The sequence below is a fragment of the Asaia sp. Ae19-3 genome (genome assembly GCF_059801175.1).
Genome location: NZ_JBCHWF010000001.1, coordinates 2672639 through 2690492, shown reverse-complemented (window position 1 = coordinate 2690492; position 17854 = coordinate 2672639). Strand labels below are relative to the sequence as shown.

The window sequence follows — 17854 nt, the reverse complement described above, 5'->3', positions numbered from 1 at the left end:
CGGGGAACGGGGCAGAGCCCCGTCTGCCCTTCAGATCGCTCTGAACCGTCGATAAAGAAACTCGCCATCGTGACCGGCAGTGGCGGCTTCCATGACCAGTGCATGCTGGTTCGAGCGGGCGCAGACAGGATCGGTTGCTGAAGCGTCACCGGTCAGGGCGAGGGCCTGACAGCGACAGCCGCCCCAGTCCACCTCCTTGAGGCTGCAGCTGCGGCAGGGTTCGGGCATCCAGTCCGTGCCGCGAAACAGGTTGAACAGCGGAGAATCCTGCCAGATCGCACCGAGGGATTCCGTGGTAACGCTGGGGAAGACCACATTGGGAATGGTCTCGGCGGCATGACAGGGCAGCACCTTGCCGGACGGGGTGATGTTGACGAAACGCTGGCCCCATCCGCCCATGCAGGGCTTGGGCTGGTCGGCATGGTAGTCAGGAGTGACATAGTCGATGGCGAGGCTGTTACCGAAGCGGGCGCGTGCCTTCACCACGGCTTCGGTCGAGGCTTCGAGCTGCGCGGCTGAGGGCATCAGCAGATCGCGGTTCTTCAGGCCCCATCCATAATACTGGGTATGGGCAATCTCGACGCGGCCCGCACCGAGCTCATGGGCGAGATCCAGCATCTCGGGCACACGCGCGACGTTTTCGCGATGCACAACGAAATTGAGGGTGAGAGGAATGCCACGTGCCTTGATCAGACGCGCTGCATTCAGTTTCTTTTCCTGAGCGCCGCGCAGCCCACCGATGCGCTCGGCCCCTGCCTCATCGACATCCTGAAACGAGAGCTGGATATGATCGAGCCCTGCCGTATCAAGGGCTTCGAGCGTGACGTCGTTGATGAGCACACCCGAGGTGATGAGATTGGTATAGAGGTTGAGCTTGCTGGCATGGCGCACGAGTTCGGGCAGATCATGGCGCGCCATGGGCTCGCCGCCGGAGAAATGAACCTGCAGCACACCCAGAGAAGCCGCCTCATCGAGCACGCGCAGCCAGTCCGCCGTTTCCATCTCCGCAGCCCGGCGATCGAGGGCGAGGGGGTTGGAGCAATAGGGGCAGGCAAGCGGGCAGCGATGGGTCAGCTCGGCCAGCAGGCTCATGGGGGGCGGCGCAAAACTCATGCGCTCAGCACTTTCTGCTCGATGAGCGAAGTGAGCAAGGTCTGCACATCGCCTGCGATTGTTTCACGTGGCGCCTGATAGGTTTCGGCCAGCGTATCGATCAGGACGCTGAGCGGTCGGGCGCCATCGACAAGCTGCAGAATGGCAGCGGCGATCGGATCGGCAATGAAGGCTTTCTCGGGCGCCTGGATAAGCCAGACGTCGCGCACGCGGTCATGCTGAAGGCGATGACCGCGGGTAAATTTCAGAATGCTGTCTTCGGAGACGCTCACGCGCTGAAAGCCTCTGGGGTATGAGCCCCGGCAAAGGCACCGGGAGCGGGATGGCCTTCCATATACACATGCTCAAGGGCATCGAGCATCGTCCAGAGCACATTGCATTTGAAGATCAGCGCATCGATGACCTCTTTCTGCTGCTCGGCCGTGCGGGCGTGTTCCTTCACATAGGCCAGAGCAAAGTCGGAATCGCGCGGTGCCTGTGTGAGACGCGGGGCGAAATAGGCCAAGGTCTCTTCCGAGATGAAGTCGTAATGGCGCAGCATGCCCGAAACGCGCTCGCTGATGATTGTCGGCGAGAAGAGTTCGGTCAGTGACGAGGCAATGGCTGCCAGCACGGATCGGTCACGCACATAATGCACATAGGCCTCAACGGCGAAGCCCGTTGCAGGCAGCATGCCCTGCAGGCTCTCGACATAGCTGCGCGACAGGCCGAGACCATCAGTCAGTTTCAGCCAGCGCGCAATGCCACCCGTGCCCGGCTCGTTGCCATCGTGATCCTCAAGGCGACGGCGCCATTCGCGGCGCAGCTCTGCCGTGGGCAGTCGGGCAAGAAGGGTCGCATCCTTCACGGGAATGGATGCCTGATAATAATAGCGGTTCAGCGCCCAGGCCTGAACCTGTGTGCGGCTGAGCTTGCCATCATGAAGGGCGCGATGAAACGCGTGGCGGTTGTGATAGCGCTCGGCGCCGATTTCACGCAGGCGGGCTTCAAGGGCGTCGGGGGTAAGAACCGTCATGATGATACTCCCAATGTCAAGCGCAGACCATCTTCTCCGATGGTCCAGCCTGCTTCTTCTGCCGTCCGGCGTTCCGGAGAATCCGGAATGAGGACAGGGTTTGAGTTATTGATGTGAATGAAAACGCGATGCGCCGGTGCGTCATGCAGCGTGGCGATGATGCCTTCGGGGCCGGACATGGAGATATGGCCCATGCGCAGCCCCGTCTTGGGGCTGAGTCCGGCGAGGATCATCTCGTCATCGCGCCAGAGCGTACCTTCCATGAACAGGGCATCGGACTGACGGATGCGGGCGCGTATCTCCGGGGTGAGATCTGCACAGGCTGGCAGGAAGATCAGGCGGTGTTTGCCGTCCGTTATCTCGAGCCCGATCGTCTCGCCCTTCTGGCTGGGCAGATGCTCGGCATAAAGCGGCGCCTTGCCGGGAACGTCGAAGGCACTCACGGTCAGGCCGGACAATGTGCCATCCTTGTTGGGCAGGGCAACTGGCGTGGTGTCATCGAGAATGAGACGCGGGACGATCTCGCGGTTGACCGCCTCGAAAATCGGGTTGGCATCGAGCTGGGCGTGTGTCGCCTGCGTGGCATAGAGCCGGAAAGGCTCACGCTCGCGCAGGGTCAGCAGACCGGTGATGGAATCGATTTCGCCATTGGTCAGAATGACGCCCTGTATCGGGGTCGAGCGCAGCCCGGTCTGGGCCTGTAATTCAGGGGTTGCCAGAATCTGCGCGCGCAGATCGGGTGAGGCGTTGAGCACAAACCAGTTCCGGCCATCGCTGCTGACGGCAAGGGATGCCTGGCTGCGGGATGGAATTCGGCCTTCGCGAGCAGCGCGGCAGGCGGGGGCGTTCGAATTCCACTGGGGAAAGCCACCCCCCGCGCCGCTGCCGAGAACAATGATATCGAGCATGGTCGGGGTCAGTCAGTCTGTCATCGGCCAGAAACGACAACAGCCGCACGAGGGGTGCGGCTGTTGCGTGTAAGCGATCAGATGAAGAACTTACTTCTTCTGGCCGCAGACATAGGAGTTGATTTCGGCGCCGAGCGGAATTTCGGTAACCTTCGGGGTGTTCCAGGCCATGACGATATCCTTTTTTGAAAATCATAGTCGTGTGCTGAGACAGCATTACGATAGAACCCGAAAATGGGTTGCAAGCCAATGTGATTCAACCCAATAAAATGTAACGTGCATCACGTTGATGGCAACGTTTGTGATCCCGGGCGTTTGATTGGCGTTCACGACGGCGCCCAGTTCGCGCTGCAACCCGCCTCTCAGGAAAGAACCGCCCGCCATGTCAGACCCGTCTCTGACTTCGGACACGCCCATGCCTGATGCCGGGCAGAGCGAAACACTCACGCGCGAAAAGGCGTCCCGTGTCATGCCCGAGCCAGCTGTGCCCGGCGCGGATGAGAACGAAGCCTATCAGGCGGGTCTGATCCGAAAGGCGATGCTGCGTCATAGCCTGACCCTGCGCGATGTCGGCATTCTCATCCTCTCGCTGCTCGCCGTGTTCTACACGCTGTATTTTGCCGCTGATATCGTTCTGCCTTTCGTGTTTGCGATCGTGGTCAATCTGCTCATGATCGGCCCGATGCGGTTTCTGCATGGCCGGCTGCGTATTCCCAAGCCCATCGCGGCCCTGATGCTGATCATTGCGATGTTCCTGCTCGTGGTCGGTATCGGCACGGCCATCTCGGTGCCGGCGGCGGCATGGCTCACCAAGGTGCCGCAAAGCCTGCCGGCGCTTCAACAGAAGCTGGCTTTCCTACAGGGGCCGATCGATTCCCTGCAGCGGGGCTATCTGCGTGTCGTGGCTCTCATGTCGAGTGGCGGGCATCATCATGTTAGCGCCGCCAGCGCGGCCGCCTCGTCAGCTTCCAATGGTGCAGAGACGCTGCGTGTCTGGGGCTCTTCCTTCCTGATCGGCACACGTGCCTTCATGGGAGAGTTCTTCACCATGCTGCTGATGCTGTTCTTCCTGATGACCGAAGGCGACAGCCTGCTGCGCCGCATCGTCGAGATCATGCCGACCTATTCGGACAAGCGACGCATCGTGCAGATCACGACGCAGATCGAGCGCAATGTGTCGCTCTATCTTGCGACCATCACCATCATGAACATTCTCGTGGGCGCGCTGAATCTCCTGCAATGCTGGCTGACGGGCATGCCCAACCCGCTGCTCTGGGGGGTTCTGGCGTTTCTGCTCAACTACGTGCCGATCATCGGGCCGCTGACCGGGGTGGTGGTCTATTTCTGTGTGGCGCTCATCAGCTTCCCGTCTTTCCTGATGTCGCTTCTGCCTCCTTCCATCTATCTCTGCATCCATATCCTCGAGGGTGAGACCATCACCCCCATGCTGCTGGCCAAGCGCTTCACCCTGAACCCGGTGCTGGTGATGGCCTCGTTGCTGTTCTGGGACTGGATGTGGGGTATTGGCGGGGCCTTTCTCTCGGTGCCCATGCTCGCCGTGTTCAAGATCTTCTGCGATCACATCGAGGCCCTGACCCCGATCGGTCATGTGCTTGGTGGCCCCGTCAGACCGCGCTCATTGCGCACATTAGGCCCCGAGGTGAGCACTGAGGCAGCGCCCTAGCCTCCAGGCGCTCGCTTTTGGGAGGGGCGTCGCATCCTTTCTGGTGGCTTTCAGACCGGGGCGGATCGAGGCGACATATCCGGCGCTCATGCGAGCGCACACCTGTTCCTGGCCGGAAATGCTGTCGCCTATGCATGTCAGGTTTCATGAATGACGGGCATAAGGACATGTGCCAGACGCGCCCTAATGAAGGGCGTCACGACCGCCTATGATCCTTCGCGAAAGGCTTCCTGAGGCACGCGCGAAAACGGCAATGCTCTCCGCCATCGAGAAGAGACGGCATCAGGTCTCCGGTCTCGATGATGGCGTGTCCCAGGCGTGATGGGCCGGACACTCAAGCCAGCGGACTGGAAAAAACATGAAAGATGTCACCGTCGTTGTCGGTTCAGGATCGATCGGTCAGGCGATTGCGCGCCGCATCAGCAGCGGTCGCCATGTCGTGCTCGCCGATCTGCATCGCGACAAGGCCGAGCAAGCCGCGGGTATTCTCGAATTGGCAGGTTTCGAGACAAGCGTTGTCACGGTCGATGTTTCAGACAGAGAGTCTGTCCGTTCTCTCATCGAGGCGGCGGAAAAGATCGGCCCGCTTCTTTCCCTCGTTCAGGCAGCTGGTGTGTCACCGTCACAGGCTCCGGTGGAGACAATTCTCAAGGTGGATCTCTACGGGACGGCAATGTTGCTCGAAGAGTTCGGGCAACGTGTGGCCAGAGGCGGGTCGGGTATCGTGATCTCCTCGCAATCCGGCCATCGTATGCCTGCGCTCACTGCAGAGCAGGACAGGCAACTGGCGACGAACCCCGCCGATACCCTTCTGGCTCTGCCTTTCGTTCATGAGATCGATGACACGCTGCTTGCCTATCAGATGTCAAAGCGCTGCAATTCGCTGCGCGTCAGGGGCGAGGCGATGCGCTGGGGAGCACGAGGAGCCCGGATCAACGCAATCAGCCCGGGGATCATCATCACGCCGCTGGCTTATGACGAGCTGAATGGAGAGCGGGCGGCATTCTATCGCGCAATGCTCTCAAGCGCCCCTGCGGGCCGCGCCGGAACACCTGACGAGGTGGCGGCTCTTGCTGCGCTGATCAGTGGTGCTGAGGGCGGCTACATCACCGGCAGCGACTTCCTGATCGATGGTGGGGCAACCGCCCGGTTTTTCTACGGTCAATAACGGAGAGTCTGTGTGCGTGGGGTGCCAGAGCAGGCCATCCCGGCAGGTCTGTCCGGCCACGGGGCCCGGCTCGAATTCAACGTAAAATGATTTCGGTTTCGCGCATGACATGAAATTATCATGCGCGTTTCGAGACCATAGCCTATTAGAACACGGGTCTGAGGCCGGACGCCGCTTGGCGAAGCAGGATTGAACGGCTATCAACTGCAACAAATTGTTTCAATACCCCCTGAGCCGAGGTTTCCATGCGCTCCCTTGACGGCCTTGCCTGACCATGCAGGCACCTCTTATCCGCCGCCTAGGTCTGGCAGCGCTCATAGCCATCGTTCTTCTCGGGGTCGTTATCACGATCGTTCATGAGCATGGTGGTTCTCATCCAGGTCGTCCTCTGGCGCAGCTGACCCGTGAAAACGGTGTGGTGATCGTCGCTGATGACTCACCCCTCATGAAACGTCTGCATGTCGAGCCGGTCAAAGCGAGCGTGCTTGCGCACGGGCTGCGTGTGCCTGGCATGGTGTCGGCCGAGCCCCGGCGCAGCTTCAACATCCTGACACCCGTGACCGGCCATGTGATCAGGACCGATCTTCAGCCGGGTCAGATGGTGCATCAGGGCGATGTCCTGGCCGTGCTGGCCTCTGGCGATCTCGATCAGGCCTATGCCGATCTGATGAAGGCCCAAGCCCAGCAGACCTACGAGGAACGTGTGGTCAAGCGTGCACAGGATGTGCTTGCCGTTGGCGGCAATGCCCGCAAGGATCTGGACTCCGCCCTCAACGATCTGGCTCAGGCGAAGGCCGAGAGCCAGCGCGCTGCCCGTCGTCTTGAAACCCTGAACAGTCGCACGGATCAGGATGGCGAGGGGCTTGTGCGCCTCGTGGCTCCGGTAGACGGGCTGATTGCCAGCACGACGCTCGCCCAAGGGGTGAATGTCACGGATGCAACGGCAGTGCAGGCGGTTCTGCTGGACCTTTCCCAGGTGCAGATCGACGCCGAAATCCCAGAGGATTCAGTTGGTATCGTTTCACTGGGCCAGCAGATGAGCGCGCAGATCAGCGCCCTGCCGGGCAGGCATTGCGCGGCTCCCATCCAGTCGATCGAGCCGGCCTTGCACAGCGATACGAGACGCGTGATCGCTCATATCCTTTGCGACAATCCCGATGGGATGCTGCGCCCGAACATGTTTGCCGATATCGAGATTGCGGTGAAGCAGCCCGAGATGGTGATCATCCCCAAGACGGCGCTTCTGATGAACAATGACCGTCTGACCGTTTTTGTTCAGGACGGCGCCCCGATGCATTTCCGCCGTCGTGCCGTGACGGTGAGCTATGACGAGGGGGACTCGGTGCGTGTTCTCTCAGGGTTGCAGGCGGGAGAGACGATCGTCACCCGTGGTGCCATCCTTCTCAATGATCATGACTGATTTGTCAGCGCCGCAGATGAGAGCCCTATAATCCGTGATCGCGACCCTGATTTCCTGGTGCTTTGCGCGCCGTCATATCGTTTTTATCTGCGCTGTTTTTCTGGCCCTTGCGGGTGGCTATGCCTGGCGTGTTCTGCCGGTAGAGGCCTATCCTGATCTTGGCGCTGTCAACGTTCAGGTCACTACCCAGGTTTCGGGTCTTGCTGCCGAAGAGATGGAGCAGCAGGTCACCGTGCCTCTTGAACGCGCCCTTGCTGCCGTACCGGGTGTGACCGAGAGCCGCTCAAGCAGCACGTTCGGCCTGTCGCTCATCACCCTGATCTTCCATGACGGGATCGATGTCTTTACGGCACGCCAGCTTGTGCTCGAATTGCTGGGCACGGCCAGCATGCCCGATGGCGTGACACCCCAGCTTGGCCCGATCACCGGGCCGGCAGGCGAGATTTTCCGCTACACGCTGGAATCGGATTCGATGGATCTGATGCAGCTTTCCGACGTGCAGCGCTGGATCGTCATTCCCACGCTGCAGCGCGTGCCAGGCATTGTGAACGTCAATAACTTTGGCGGTCTCACACGCGAATATCAGCTGGTGCTCAAGCCCGAGGCGCTGCTGCGCTACGGGCTCAGCACCGATGACGTGGTTAACGCCATCAAGAACAACAATGCCAATGCCGCGGGCGGGCGTGTCACGCGTGGCGAGCAATCCTATATCGTGCGCGGCGTAGGCATGATCCACACGCTGGACGACATGAAACGCATTGTCGTCGCGCAGCATAACGGCACGCCTGTCCTGCTGAGCGATCTGGGTCAGGTGCAGTTCGGCCATCAGATCCGTGAGGGTATTCTCGGCAAGGACAATAATCCCGATACCATCGAAGGCATCGTGACCATGCTGTCTGGCGCCAACCCGTCTCTGGTGCTGGACAACGTGCATGGCGTGGTCGACCAGTTGCAGGAGCGTCTCAAACCGCTCGATGTGCGTCTCGTCCCCTACATTGATCGCGATAATCTGGTGAAGGCCACCACCCACAAGGTCGGTGAGACCATGGTGGAGGGTATCGGCCTCGTTCTGGTCATTCTCACCCTGTTTCTCGGCAGCCCGCGCAGCGCCGTTGTGACGGCCGTCACCATTCCGCTCGCGCTCTCTACCGTCTTTGTGCTGATGCATTTCTTCGGTATGGCAGCCAATCTCTTCTCGCTCGGCGCCATCGATTTCGGCGTCATCGTGGACGGCGCCATCGTCATCACCGAGGCCATTCTGCGTCTGCGAGAGGAATCGCCGAAAGCGACATTGACCAGCACCGAAGTGCTGAGTGTCGCCCGTATCGCCGGGCGTTCGATCTTCTCGTCCACACTGATCATCATCGTGGCCTATAGCCCGCTCTTTGCGTTCGAGGGCAGCGAGGGCAAGCTGTTCCGGCCGATGGCCTATACGGTCAGCTTCGCCCTGATCGGCGCTCTGGCCTGTGCGCTCTGCCTCATTCCGACGCTCAGCTATCTGGCTTTGTACAAGCCACGCCGCATCTGGCATAACCGTCCGCTTGAGGCGCTGCATCATGCCTATGAGCGTGGCCTCAACCATATGCTGGCCCGCCCGCTGGTGACCTATATCGGTGGTGGTGCGGCCCTGCTGGCGGTTCTGGTTCTGGGGGCGACGGTCGGTCGCGAATTCCTTCCCGATCTCGATGAGGGCGCGCTCTGGCTTCAGGTGCAGCTCCCGACGGGTATCTCGCTTGATGAAGGCAGCCGTATTGCCAGCGAAGTGCGTTCGGCCATCAGGGAGTTCCCTGAGACGTCCTATGCGATCACCCAGCTTGGCCGAAATGATGACGGCACGGACCCGTGGACATTCTCGCATATCGAAATGCCTGTCGGGCTCAAACCCTATGATCAATGGGCATCTGGCGAGACCAAGGCGCAGTTCATCGCACGTCTGCGCGAGCGGCTTTCGCAGATTCCCGGGATCAGTTTCGGTATCAGCCAGCCTATTCAGGATGGCATGAACGATCTGGTGGGTGGTGCCCACTCACCGCTCGTCCTGCGCGTCTATGGCAATGACTTTCATGAACTGCGTCGTATCGGACGTGAGATCGTGGGCATTCTGCATGACGTGCCCGGCACAGCCGATGCCTCGATCTTCCAGGAGCCGCAGATACCGCAGCTCATGATCACGCCACGCCGCGATCAGGCTGCGCGCTATGGAATCAACGTATCGGATATCAGCACGGTCGTTCAGAATGCCATCGGCGATGGCGCCATCACCCAGGTCTATGTGGAAGACCGCGTCTATAATGCGACACTTCATGTGGGCAGCAGGGATCTGAACGACCTTGCCTCGATCCGCTCCCTGCCTCTGCGTTCGACCGAAGGCGCGCCCATCCCGCTGGCGGAAGTGGCCGATGTGGGTCTGCACATGGGTGAGAGCAACATTGCCCATGAGATGGGCGAGCGTCAGATCACCATTCGCGTTGATAATGGTCAGCGCCCGCTGTCGCAATATCTCGAGGATGCGCAAAAGCGCATCTCGGCACAGGTCCATTTCGACCCGCGCAAATACCGCCTGCAATGGGCAGGAAGTTTCGAGCAGGAACAGCGTGCCCAGGCCCGTCTGGGCGTGGCGCTTCTGGTCATGTTCTCGATCATGCTGCTGCTGCTGTTCATGGAATTCGGCACGTTCCGCCATGCGGTTCTGGTGCTCAGCGTAGTGCCGCTTGCCACGCTGGGCGGTCTGATCGCCCTGCATCTGCGTGGCGAGACGCTCAACATCGCAACTGCCGTGGGCTTCATCGCCCTCTTCGGTGTGGCCGTGCAGAACGGCATCATCATGATTGCGGCCATCAACCGGCACCATCGTGCCGGTCTGAGCATTCATGATTCGGTTCTGGCGGGTGCTGCCGAGCGTTTCCGCCCTGTCCTGATGACGGCGACGGTTGCCAGCGCAGGTATGTTGCCAGCTGCTCTCGCAACTGGCGTCGGCACGGATGTGCAGCGCGGTCTGGCTACCGTGGTGGTGGGCGGTCTGGGCATCGCAACCCTGTTGACCCTCTTCGTTCTGCCCGTCTTCTTTTTCGAGATGGAGCACTTCATAGAGCGCCGCAAGGCGCGCCGTTCGGGAGGCGTGTCATGAGGCAATCCCTCTTGCTGGGCTGCGCTGCCGCCCTTGCCCTGTCTGGTTGTGCCATAGGGCCTGATTTCCACAGGCCTGCGGTGCTAGGGAATGCCGGTTATCAGAGCACGGCTCTGCCGGGCTCTGTTCATGGCACATCCGGCAGCGGTGCGGCGGGTGCTGCCCAGACCCTGACCGTAGGCGCCGATCTGAGCGGAGAATGGTGGAAGGCGCTCGGGGCGCCCCAGCTTGACGCCCTCGTTGCCCGTGCCCTGCAGAACAACCCGTCGCTCAAATCGGCGCAAGCCTCGCTCAAGGCCGCTTATGAGCAGACAAAAGTAGCCGGGGCGCCTCTGCTTCCCAGCATTTCGGCCTCGTTCAATCCGACACGCAACAAGACGTCAAAGGCCTTGTCGCCTGTGCCGGGCAATAACGAGATGCTCTATAATCTGCACACGTTGCAGCTGAACATCTCGTACCAGCCCGATCTCTGGGGCGGGTTGCGCCGTCAGGTGGAAAACCAGGCCGCTCAGGCAGAGATGCAGCGTTTCCAGCTGATTGCGACGACGAACACGCTGGTGAACACGCTGATCGTGACGCTCATCACCCAATCGAGCGTCAACGCCCAGATCGAGGCCACAAAAGACATCATTGCGACCCAGCAGAAGCTGCTCGATGTGATGGAAAAGCAGTATCGCCTTGGCGACATAGCCGAGGCACAGGTTCTGGCGCAGAAGGCCGCCCTCGCCCAGGCACAGGCGACGCTGCCCCCTCTGCATCTGCAGGCCGAACAGGCGCATGACCAGATTGCCGCCCTTGTCGGCGTCACCCCGAACGAGATGCTGCCCGAGATCCCGCTCGAGACCTACCGTCTGCCTGCCACTCTGCCGGTCAGCCTGCCAAGCGCGCTTCTGTCGCAGCGTCCCGATATACGTGCGGCTGAGTCACAGATGCACAGCGCCAGCGCGCAGGTCGGTGTGGCGATTGCCAACCGGCTGCCCAATGTGCAGCTTTCCGCAACGCCGGGTCAGGCCATCAATGCGATGAGCCAGTTCTTCACACCCGGCTATGGCAACTGGTCGATTGGCGCCATGGTGGCGCAACCCATCTTCCAGGGTTTCGAGCTGATGCATCTCGAGCGTCAGGCGCGGGACAATCTGCTGGCGGCCACCGAACAATATAAAAACACCGTGCTGACCTCGATGCAGAACGTGGCCGACACGCTCCATGCGTTGCAGGATGATTCGGATGCGCTGACCATCAGCGCAGCGAATGAAGACGCTGCCGTGCGCAGCCTGCGCATTTCCCAGAGCCAGATGTCCTATGGAGATATCAGCCCCATCCTGCTCCAGGCGGCAGTGCAGATCGAGCTTGAGGCCCGCCTCAACCTGATCCAGGCCAAGGCGACACGGTTTACCGATAGTGTTGCCCTGTTTCAGGCGCTGGGTGGCGGGTGGTGGCATCGTAACGATACCGCTATGAAGGTTCCCTCGACAGACTGGCATGCGGCGTTCTGACCTTCCTGGCGTGCCGTGTGCCGGCGCGCTTAGGAGAACCATCGCTGATGAAGTCCCCCCGTCTCTCCCGCCTTGCCCTGCTTGGGTTCGGTTGCCTTCTCGGTGCGACAACCGCGCTCGCTTCTCCGGCTCAGGTCGTCACGTCTGACACCAGCGCCGCGACGGCCTTTGACAGGCTGCTCGACGAGGAATGGCAGTATCAGCTCAAAAACGCGCCCGAGCTCGCGACCTCGATCGGTGACTATCGTTACAATGACCGCTGGAGCGATCTCTCCCTTGCCCATATCAAGGGTTCGGTTCCGGTCCTGACGGGGTTTCTGAAGCGTTTCGAGGCTATCACGCCCTCATCGCTCGATGACCAGCGCCAGATCAGCCGTGCCATGATCATCCAGCAGCTTCAGGATACGCTCGAGGGTATCCGTCTCAAGACCTATGAGATGCCCATCGACCAGATGAACGGCGCCCAGCTGCAATATCCGGGCTTCGTCTCCAGCATTCCGTTCGATACCACGAAGCATTACGAGGACTACCTCACCCGTCTGCGTGGCATTCCGAAGGCGATCGATCAGGTCATTGCCTTGGCTCGTCTGGGTGAGAAAGACGGCCTCATGCCGCCGCGTTTCCTGCTTGAAAAAGCCGAGCAGCAGGTCGAGCAGATTGCAGCACCCGAAGGGGAAAAAAGTCCGTTCGGCGAGCCTGTTACGAAATTCCCTGCCAGCGTTTCCGCTGCGGATCAGGCACGTCTGCGCAAGGCGATTATTGCCGCCATCGATCATGACGTGCGACCGGCCTATCAGCGTCTGGCTGTTTTCATGAAGCAGGGCTACGCTGCCCATGGTCGCGCTCAGGAGGGTGTCTGGGCACTTCCGGGAGGGGATGAGCTTTATCGCTATGATATCCGCACCCTGACCACCACAACCATGACGCCGAAGGAAATCCACCAGCTCGGGCTCGATCAGGTTGCAAAGATCGAGGGCGAGATGGGCGAGATTGCCCACAAGCTCGGCTTTTCCGATCTGGCAGCCCTGCGCGCCTCCGTGGACAAGGACCCCAAGCTCTACGCCACGTCGCGCGAGCAGATCATCGATCTCTACCGCAAGTATATCGCGCAGATGGAGCCCGCCCTCACACGCGATTTCGACAGGATCCCGACTACCAAACTGGAAGTGCGTCCCGTCGAGCGCTATCGCGAGGCCGAGGCGGCTGGCGCCGAATATCACCAGGGCACGCCCGATGGCTCACGCCCTGGCATCGTGTTCGTCAACACTGGCGATTATGCCAAGCGCGATATCTATACGATCGAGGATACAGCCTATCACGAGGGGGTGCCTGGTCATCACTTCCAGATCTCCACGGCGCAGTCCCTGCCGTTGCCGCCTTTCCGTCAGCAGGGGTTCTATAATGCCTATATTGAAGGCTGGGCGCTTTATGCCGAGGGCCTGGGCAAGGAGTTGGGCTTCTACAAGGATCTCTACAGCGATTACGGTCGCCTGAACGGGGAGCTTCTGCGTGCAGATCGTCTGGTTCTGGATACGGGTGTGCATGATCTGCACTGGACCCGCGCCCAGATGCTGGAATTCTTCCATGCGCATCCGCCCACCAGCGAGCCTGACATGCAGGCCGAGACGGATCGCTACATTGCCTGGCCCGGTCAGGCTCTGGGCTACATGCTTGGCCAGCAGACCATTCTGCGTCTGCGCGAAAAGGCGAAAACCGAGCTTGGCTCGAAATTCGACATCCGCAAATTCCACGATGTCGTGCTTTCAGGTGGTGCCCTGCCGCTGAACCTGCTCGCCGATCGCGTGGATGCCTGGATCAAGGAAGTGAAGGCCCAGAAGTAAGAGGGCAGGCGGGGGGCGCTGCCACGCCCCCCGCCAAAGGACGGACGTCCCTTGGGAACCTGATTGAGTCGAAGCGGGGATCGAAGGGCCTTGCCCCTTCGCGGGGCCGGGGCAGAGCGCTGGAATATCGGTAAAAAAAGCTCCATTCCGAATTTCTGTCGTTCCCACTGGCCTGCGAACAGGGCAGGATCATGGGGATATGTCTCTGACTTCGCCTCCCCCCGACAAGATTTCCCCCGATGATCTGGCGCAGCAGGAGCCACCGCCTGAGGTTGATCTCAAGGCGACCCGCCCGGCGCGCTTCGTTCATGGCAGTATCATGCGCCATGTCGTGGTCATGGCAGGGACAGGCGCAATCGGGCTGATGGCCGTCTTCGCGGTCGATCTGCTCAACTTCTGGTACATTTCGCATCTGCATGACCCGGCGCTGACGGCAGCCATCGGCTTTGCCGCGGCGCTTGGCTATGTGCAGGTAGCCGTCTCGATCGGCATGACGATCGGTCTCGGTGCCATTATCGGGCGGCTGATCGGAGCGCGGCGTGTCATACGGGCGCGACGTTTCGCATCGGCTTTCATGGTGGTGATGGTCGCGGTCACAGCCGTGCTTGGCAGTCTGACGGCGGTTCTGGCGTCTTTTCTGCTTACGCTGCTCGGGGCGCGGGGAGAGGCGCTGATTCAGGCGGTCGGGTTCCTCCATCTCGTCTCGCCATTCCTGCCTCTGGTCTGTTACGGCATGGCGCAGTCGGCCTTGCTGCGCTGCGTGGGTGACGCTCGTCGCTCGATGCAGGTCACGCTGGTTGGCGCTTTTGTCTCAGCCCTGCTCGATCCGATCCTTATCTTCGGGTTCCATATGGGTCTGACAGGCGCTGCCATCAGCACGATCATCTCGCGGGGGACCGTGGTGGCTTTCGGCTTTTACAGCCTGCGCAACCACCGCATGCTGGAACGGCCGCGTCTCTGGGCGATCGCGCCTGCAACGCGCCAGATCGGGGGGGTGGCCCTGCCCGCCATCGCGACCAATCTGGCCACGCCGATCGGTGGGCTTTTCACGACGCATTTCATGTCGCGATTTGGGCTGGAAGCGATTTCGGGTCAGGCAACGATTGATCGCATTGTGCCGGTTGCCTTTGCCTTTGTGTTTGCCCTGACAGGCTCTGTCGGGCCGATAATGTCGCAGAATCTGGGTGCCGGAAAGAAAGACCGTGTGCGCGAGACGCTTTATGCCTCGCTCAAGCTCACGGCTTTATGCGTGGTGTTGACCTGGGCCATTCTGGCGGCGTTCCATACCCCCATCCTGCATCTCTTCGCGTCGAAAGGGGTGGCGATACGTATCGTCACGCTGTTCTGCTGCTGGCTGGTGGCGAGCTACTTCTTCGTGGGTCTGCTATTCGTCTCGAACACGGCTTTCAACAATCTCGGCCATCCGCTTTATTCGACCGGGTTCAACTGGGGGCGGGCCACGCTGGGAACGATCCCGTTTGTGTGGATCGGCTCCTTTTATGGACCAATCGGTATTCTGGTCGGTCAGTCTCTGGGGGTTGTGATTTTCGGAAGCCTGGCAGCCTTGACGGCGTTCAGGGTGATCAAACGGATCTGAGTGCGCGAGAGCCCTCACGGGCTGTTTATCGACGTGTGACTCAAAGAACCCGATGAGCTGAAAAATTGTGTCATCTTCGTGTAAGGACGCGATATTGAATAGAAAATAACAGAGAATTGAGAAAAATAATAAATAAATACGAATAAAACCATTGATATTAATGTATAACGATAATTTCACTAAAATAGTATAATTCTATTTCTAACAATGATATACAAATCAATTTTCTATAAGTATCTTTCTTTAGATAAAGTTGCGTATTCTCGTGAAAAAATTCACAGAACAGTCTTCTTCTCTCAACAATTTTCAGGGTTATATGTATTTTTATTGAAATAATCTGAGCCGCCTCTCCATCTGACCCAGACATCTTTTTTTTCGTCTTCGCAACAAGAAGATACGTCTATGTATTTTGTCGCACATCGTATCTTTCCTATCCACCCTTGCAGATTATACTGGGAGAATGACAAGGCGGTGCGGATGCCCGGATTTGCCGCCCCTGAAAATGCTGTGACTGAGAGTAACGATGCGAATATTGTTGACAGGTGGCTGCGGGTTCATTGGATCTGCCGTGGTCAGGTATCTAATACGTCAGACGTCTCATGAAGTGCTCAATGTGGACTGCATGACCTATGCAGCCTCAGAGGAGACGGTTGGCGAGGTGGCTGCCGATCCGCGCTATCGTCACGCTGCCGTCAATATCGTCAACGGTGTCGAGCTTCAGAAGCTTTTTGACGAATACCGTCCCGATGCCGTGATGCATCTTGCAGCAGAGAGCCATGTCGATCGCTCGATCGATGGGCCCGGTGTGTTCGTCGAGACGAATGTGACCGGGACATACGCGCTGCTCGAGGCTGCTCGCCGCTACTGGCAGACGCTTGGTGCCGAGGCGCAGAAGGCATTCCGTTTCCATCATATCTCGACTGACGAAGTGTTCGGCCATCTCGAACTCGACGATCCGCCATTCACAGAGACGACGCCTTACGACCCCCGCAGCCCGTATTCAGCGTCCAAGGCGGCTTCGGATCATCTGGTGCGCGCCTGGTATCACACCTATGGTCTGCCCACCTTCGTGACCAACACGACCAATAATTACGGTATCTGGCACTTCCCCGAGAAGCTCATCCCGCTGGTGACGATCAATGCGCTCGAGGGTAAGGAACTGCCGGTTTACGGCAAGGGCGAGAACATTCGCGACTGGCTTTTTGTCGAAGATCATGCCGAGGCGCTGGTGAAGGCTGTCGAGCGTGGTCAGCCTGGCGAAACCTATGCCATCGGCGCCCGCCAGCCGCGCACCAATCTCGATGTCGTCAAGACGATCTGCGCAGTGCTCGACGAATTGTCGCCTGATCCGGCCGGGCCGCGCGAGCGTCTGATCCGGTTTGTCACCGATCGTCCCGGTCACGATTTCCGTTATGAGATCGACCCCAGCCACGCTGTAAAGGCGCTCGACTGGAAGGCGAAGCACGATTTCGAAACGGGCATTCGTCGCACCGTTCAATGGTATCTCGACAACCGTCACTGGTGGGAAGGCATACGCGCCCGCCGCTACACCGGACAGAGACTGGGAACAAAAGCATGAGCACCGAAAACGCCAAGCCAATGAAGGGCATTCTTCTGGCCGGGGGCTCGGGTACGCGCCTGCATCCCATGACGCTGGCAACCTCGAAGCAGTTGCTTCCGGTCTATGACAAGCCGATGATCTATTATCCTCTGACCACGCTCATGCTGGCGGGGATCAAGGATATCATGATCATCAGCACGCCGCATGATCTGCCGCAGTTCAAGCGTCTGCTTGGAGACGGTTCGCAGTTTGGCGTACATTTCGAGTATCGTGAGCAGCCTTCGCCCGATGGTCTGGCGCAGGCTTTCCTGATTGCGGAAGACTGGATTGACGGGTCGCCTTGCGCGCTTGCCCTCGGCGATAACCTGATATTTGCCGATCATCTGAGCGTATTGCTGCGTGCTGCTGCGGCACGTCCCAAGGGCGCGACGGTCTTTGCCTATCAGGTGCGTGACCCCGAGCGTTATGGCGTGGTCAGTTTCGACGAGAGCGGTCGTGCGCAGCGTATCATCGAAAAGCCCAGTGAACCGGAATCGAGCTGGGCTGTGACAGGCCTCTATTTCTACGACAGCCGTGTCGTCGAATTTGCGAAGAAGGTGCAGCCGAGCCCGCGTGGCGAACTCGAGATTACCGATCTCAACCAGATGTATCTGGCAGAAGGGTCGCTTCAGGTTGATCGTCTGGGCCGTGGCTGCGCCTGGCTCGATGCCGGTATGCCGGACAGTCTCATGCAGGCAGGGCTTTTCGTTCAGACCATTCAGTCCCGTCAGGGCATGCTGGTAGGCTCACCGACCGAAGTCGCCTATCGCATGGGCTTCATTGATCGTGAGCAGCTCATTGTTCAGGGTAACGCCAAAAAGAAGACCGAACTGGGTCGTATGCTGCTGGAACTTGCGCAGCAGACCCAGTCAGGCAGAAACTAGG

Annotated in this window: 14 protein-coding genes; 9 read left to right on the top strand and 5 right to left on the bottom strand. The window is 59.6% G+C overall.

Features of this window, described 5'->3' with window-relative positions; genetic code table 11:
- Positions 1-30: 30 nt before the first annotated feature.
- From pqqE to pqqA, 5 genes are all read right to left on the bottom strand, one after another.
- Complete coding sequence (pqqE, locus tag AAID99_RS11780; protein WP_188427146.1) at positions 31-1113, bottom strand: pyrroloquinoline quinone biosynthesis protein PqqE; 1083 nt, start codon at positions 1111-1113, stop codon at positions 31-33.
- Positions 1110-1385 (bottom strand): pyrroloquinoline quinone biosynthesis peptide chaperone PqqD, encoded by a 276-nt coding sequence (gene pqqD, locus AAID99_RS11775; protein ID WP_188427145.1) that lies wholly within the window; start codon positions 1383-1385, stop codon positions 1110-1112. Before pqqD ends, pqqE begins: the two co-directional genes overlap by 4 nt.
- Complete coding sequence (gene pqqC / locus AAID99_RS11770; RefSeq protein WP_188427144.1) at positions 1382-2128, bottom strand: pyrroloquinoline-quinone synthase PqqC; 747 nt, start codon at positions 2126-2128, stop codon at positions 1382-1384. The genes pqqD and pqqC overlap by 4 nt, the downstream gene beginning before the upstream one ends.
- Positions 2125-3036: a pyrroloquinoline quinone biosynthesis protein PqqB gene (gene pqqB, locus AAID99_RS11765; protein ID WP_498493968.1), complete on the bottom strand. Its 912-nt coding sequence runs from the start codon at positions 3034-3036 to the stop codon at positions 2125-2127. Before pqqB ends, pqqC begins: the two co-directional genes overlap by 4 nt.
- 90 nt (positions 3037-3126) lie before the next feature.
- A complete protein-coding gene (gene pqqA, locus AAID99_RS11760; protein WP_023978294.1) occupies positions 3127-3207 on the bottom strand; it encodes a pyrroloquinoline quinone precursor peptide PqqA in 81 nt (26 codons plus the stop codon).
- 298 nt (positions 3208-3505) lie between these two features.
- On the opposite strand from pqqA, the gene AAID99_RS11755 reads away from it, so the two are divergent.
- From AAID99_RS11755 to rfbA, 9 genes are all read left to right on the top strand, one after another.
- Positions 3506-4720 carry an AI-2E family transporter gene (locus AAID99_RS11755; protein WP_188427253.1) on the top strand — a complete coding sequence of 405 codons (1215 nt, stop codon included), beginning with the start codon at positions 3506-3508 and terminating at the stop codon, positions 4718-4720.
- Between the two features lie 358 nt (positions 4721-5078).
- A complete protein-coding gene (locus tag AAID99_RS11750; RefSeq protein WP_188427142.1) occupies positions 5079-5888 on the top strand; it encodes an SDR family oxidoreductase in 810 nt (269 codons plus the stop codon).
- A 274-nt stretch (positions 5889-6162) separates the two neighbouring features.
- A complete protein-coding gene (locus tag AAID99_RS11745; RefSeq protein ID WP_188427141.1) occupies positions 6163-7308 on the top strand; it encodes an efflux RND transporter periplasmic adaptor subunit in 1146 nt (381 codons plus the stop codon).
- Between the two features lie 34 nt (positions 7309-7342).
- A complete protein-coding gene (locus AAID99_RS11740) occupies positions 7343-10435 on the top strand; it encodes an efflux RND transporter permease subunit (protein ID WP_188427140.1) in 3093 nt (1030 codons plus the stop codon).
- Positions 10432-11931 carry an efflux transporter outer membrane subunit gene (locus tag AAID99_RS11735; protein WP_188427139.1) on the top strand — a complete coding sequence of 500 codons (1500 nt, stop codon included), beginning with the start codon at positions 10432-10434 and terminating at the stop codon, positions 11929-11931. The genes AAID99_RS11740 and AAID99_RS11735 overlap by 4 nt, the downstream gene beginning before the upstream one ends.
- 47 nt (positions 11932-11978) lie before the next feature.
- Positions 11979-13772: a DUF885 domain-containing protein gene (locus AAID99_RS11730; RefSeq protein WP_498493966.1), complete on the top strand. Its 1794-nt coding sequence runs from the start codon at positions 11979-11981 to the stop codon at positions 13770-13772.
- Between the two features lie 319 nt (positions 13773-14091).
- Positions 14092-15369 (top strand): MATE family efflux transporter, encoded by a 1278-nt coding sequence (locus tag AAID99_RS11725; RefSeq protein ID WP_188427252.1) that lies wholly within the window; start codon positions 14092-14094, stop codon positions 15367-15369.
- A 523-nt stretch (positions 15370-15892) separates the two neighbouring features.
- Positions 15893-16948 carry a dTDP-glucose 4,6-dehydratase gene (gene rfbB, locus AAID99_RS11720; protein ID WP_188427137.1) on the top strand — a complete coding sequence of 352 codons (1056 nt, stop codon included), beginning with the start codon at positions 15893-15895 and terminating at the stop codon, positions 16946-16948.
- The gene (gene rfbA, locus AAID99_RS11715; RefSeq protein WP_229719872.1) at positions 16945-17853 is read left to right on the top strand and encodes a glucose-1-phosphate thymidylyltransferase RfbA; all 909 of its coding nucleotides are present in this window, start codon (positions 16945-16947) and stop codon (positions 17851-17853) included. The genes rfbB and rfbA overlap by 4 nt, the downstream gene beginning before the upstream one ends.
- Position 17854: the final 1 nt, after the last annotated feature.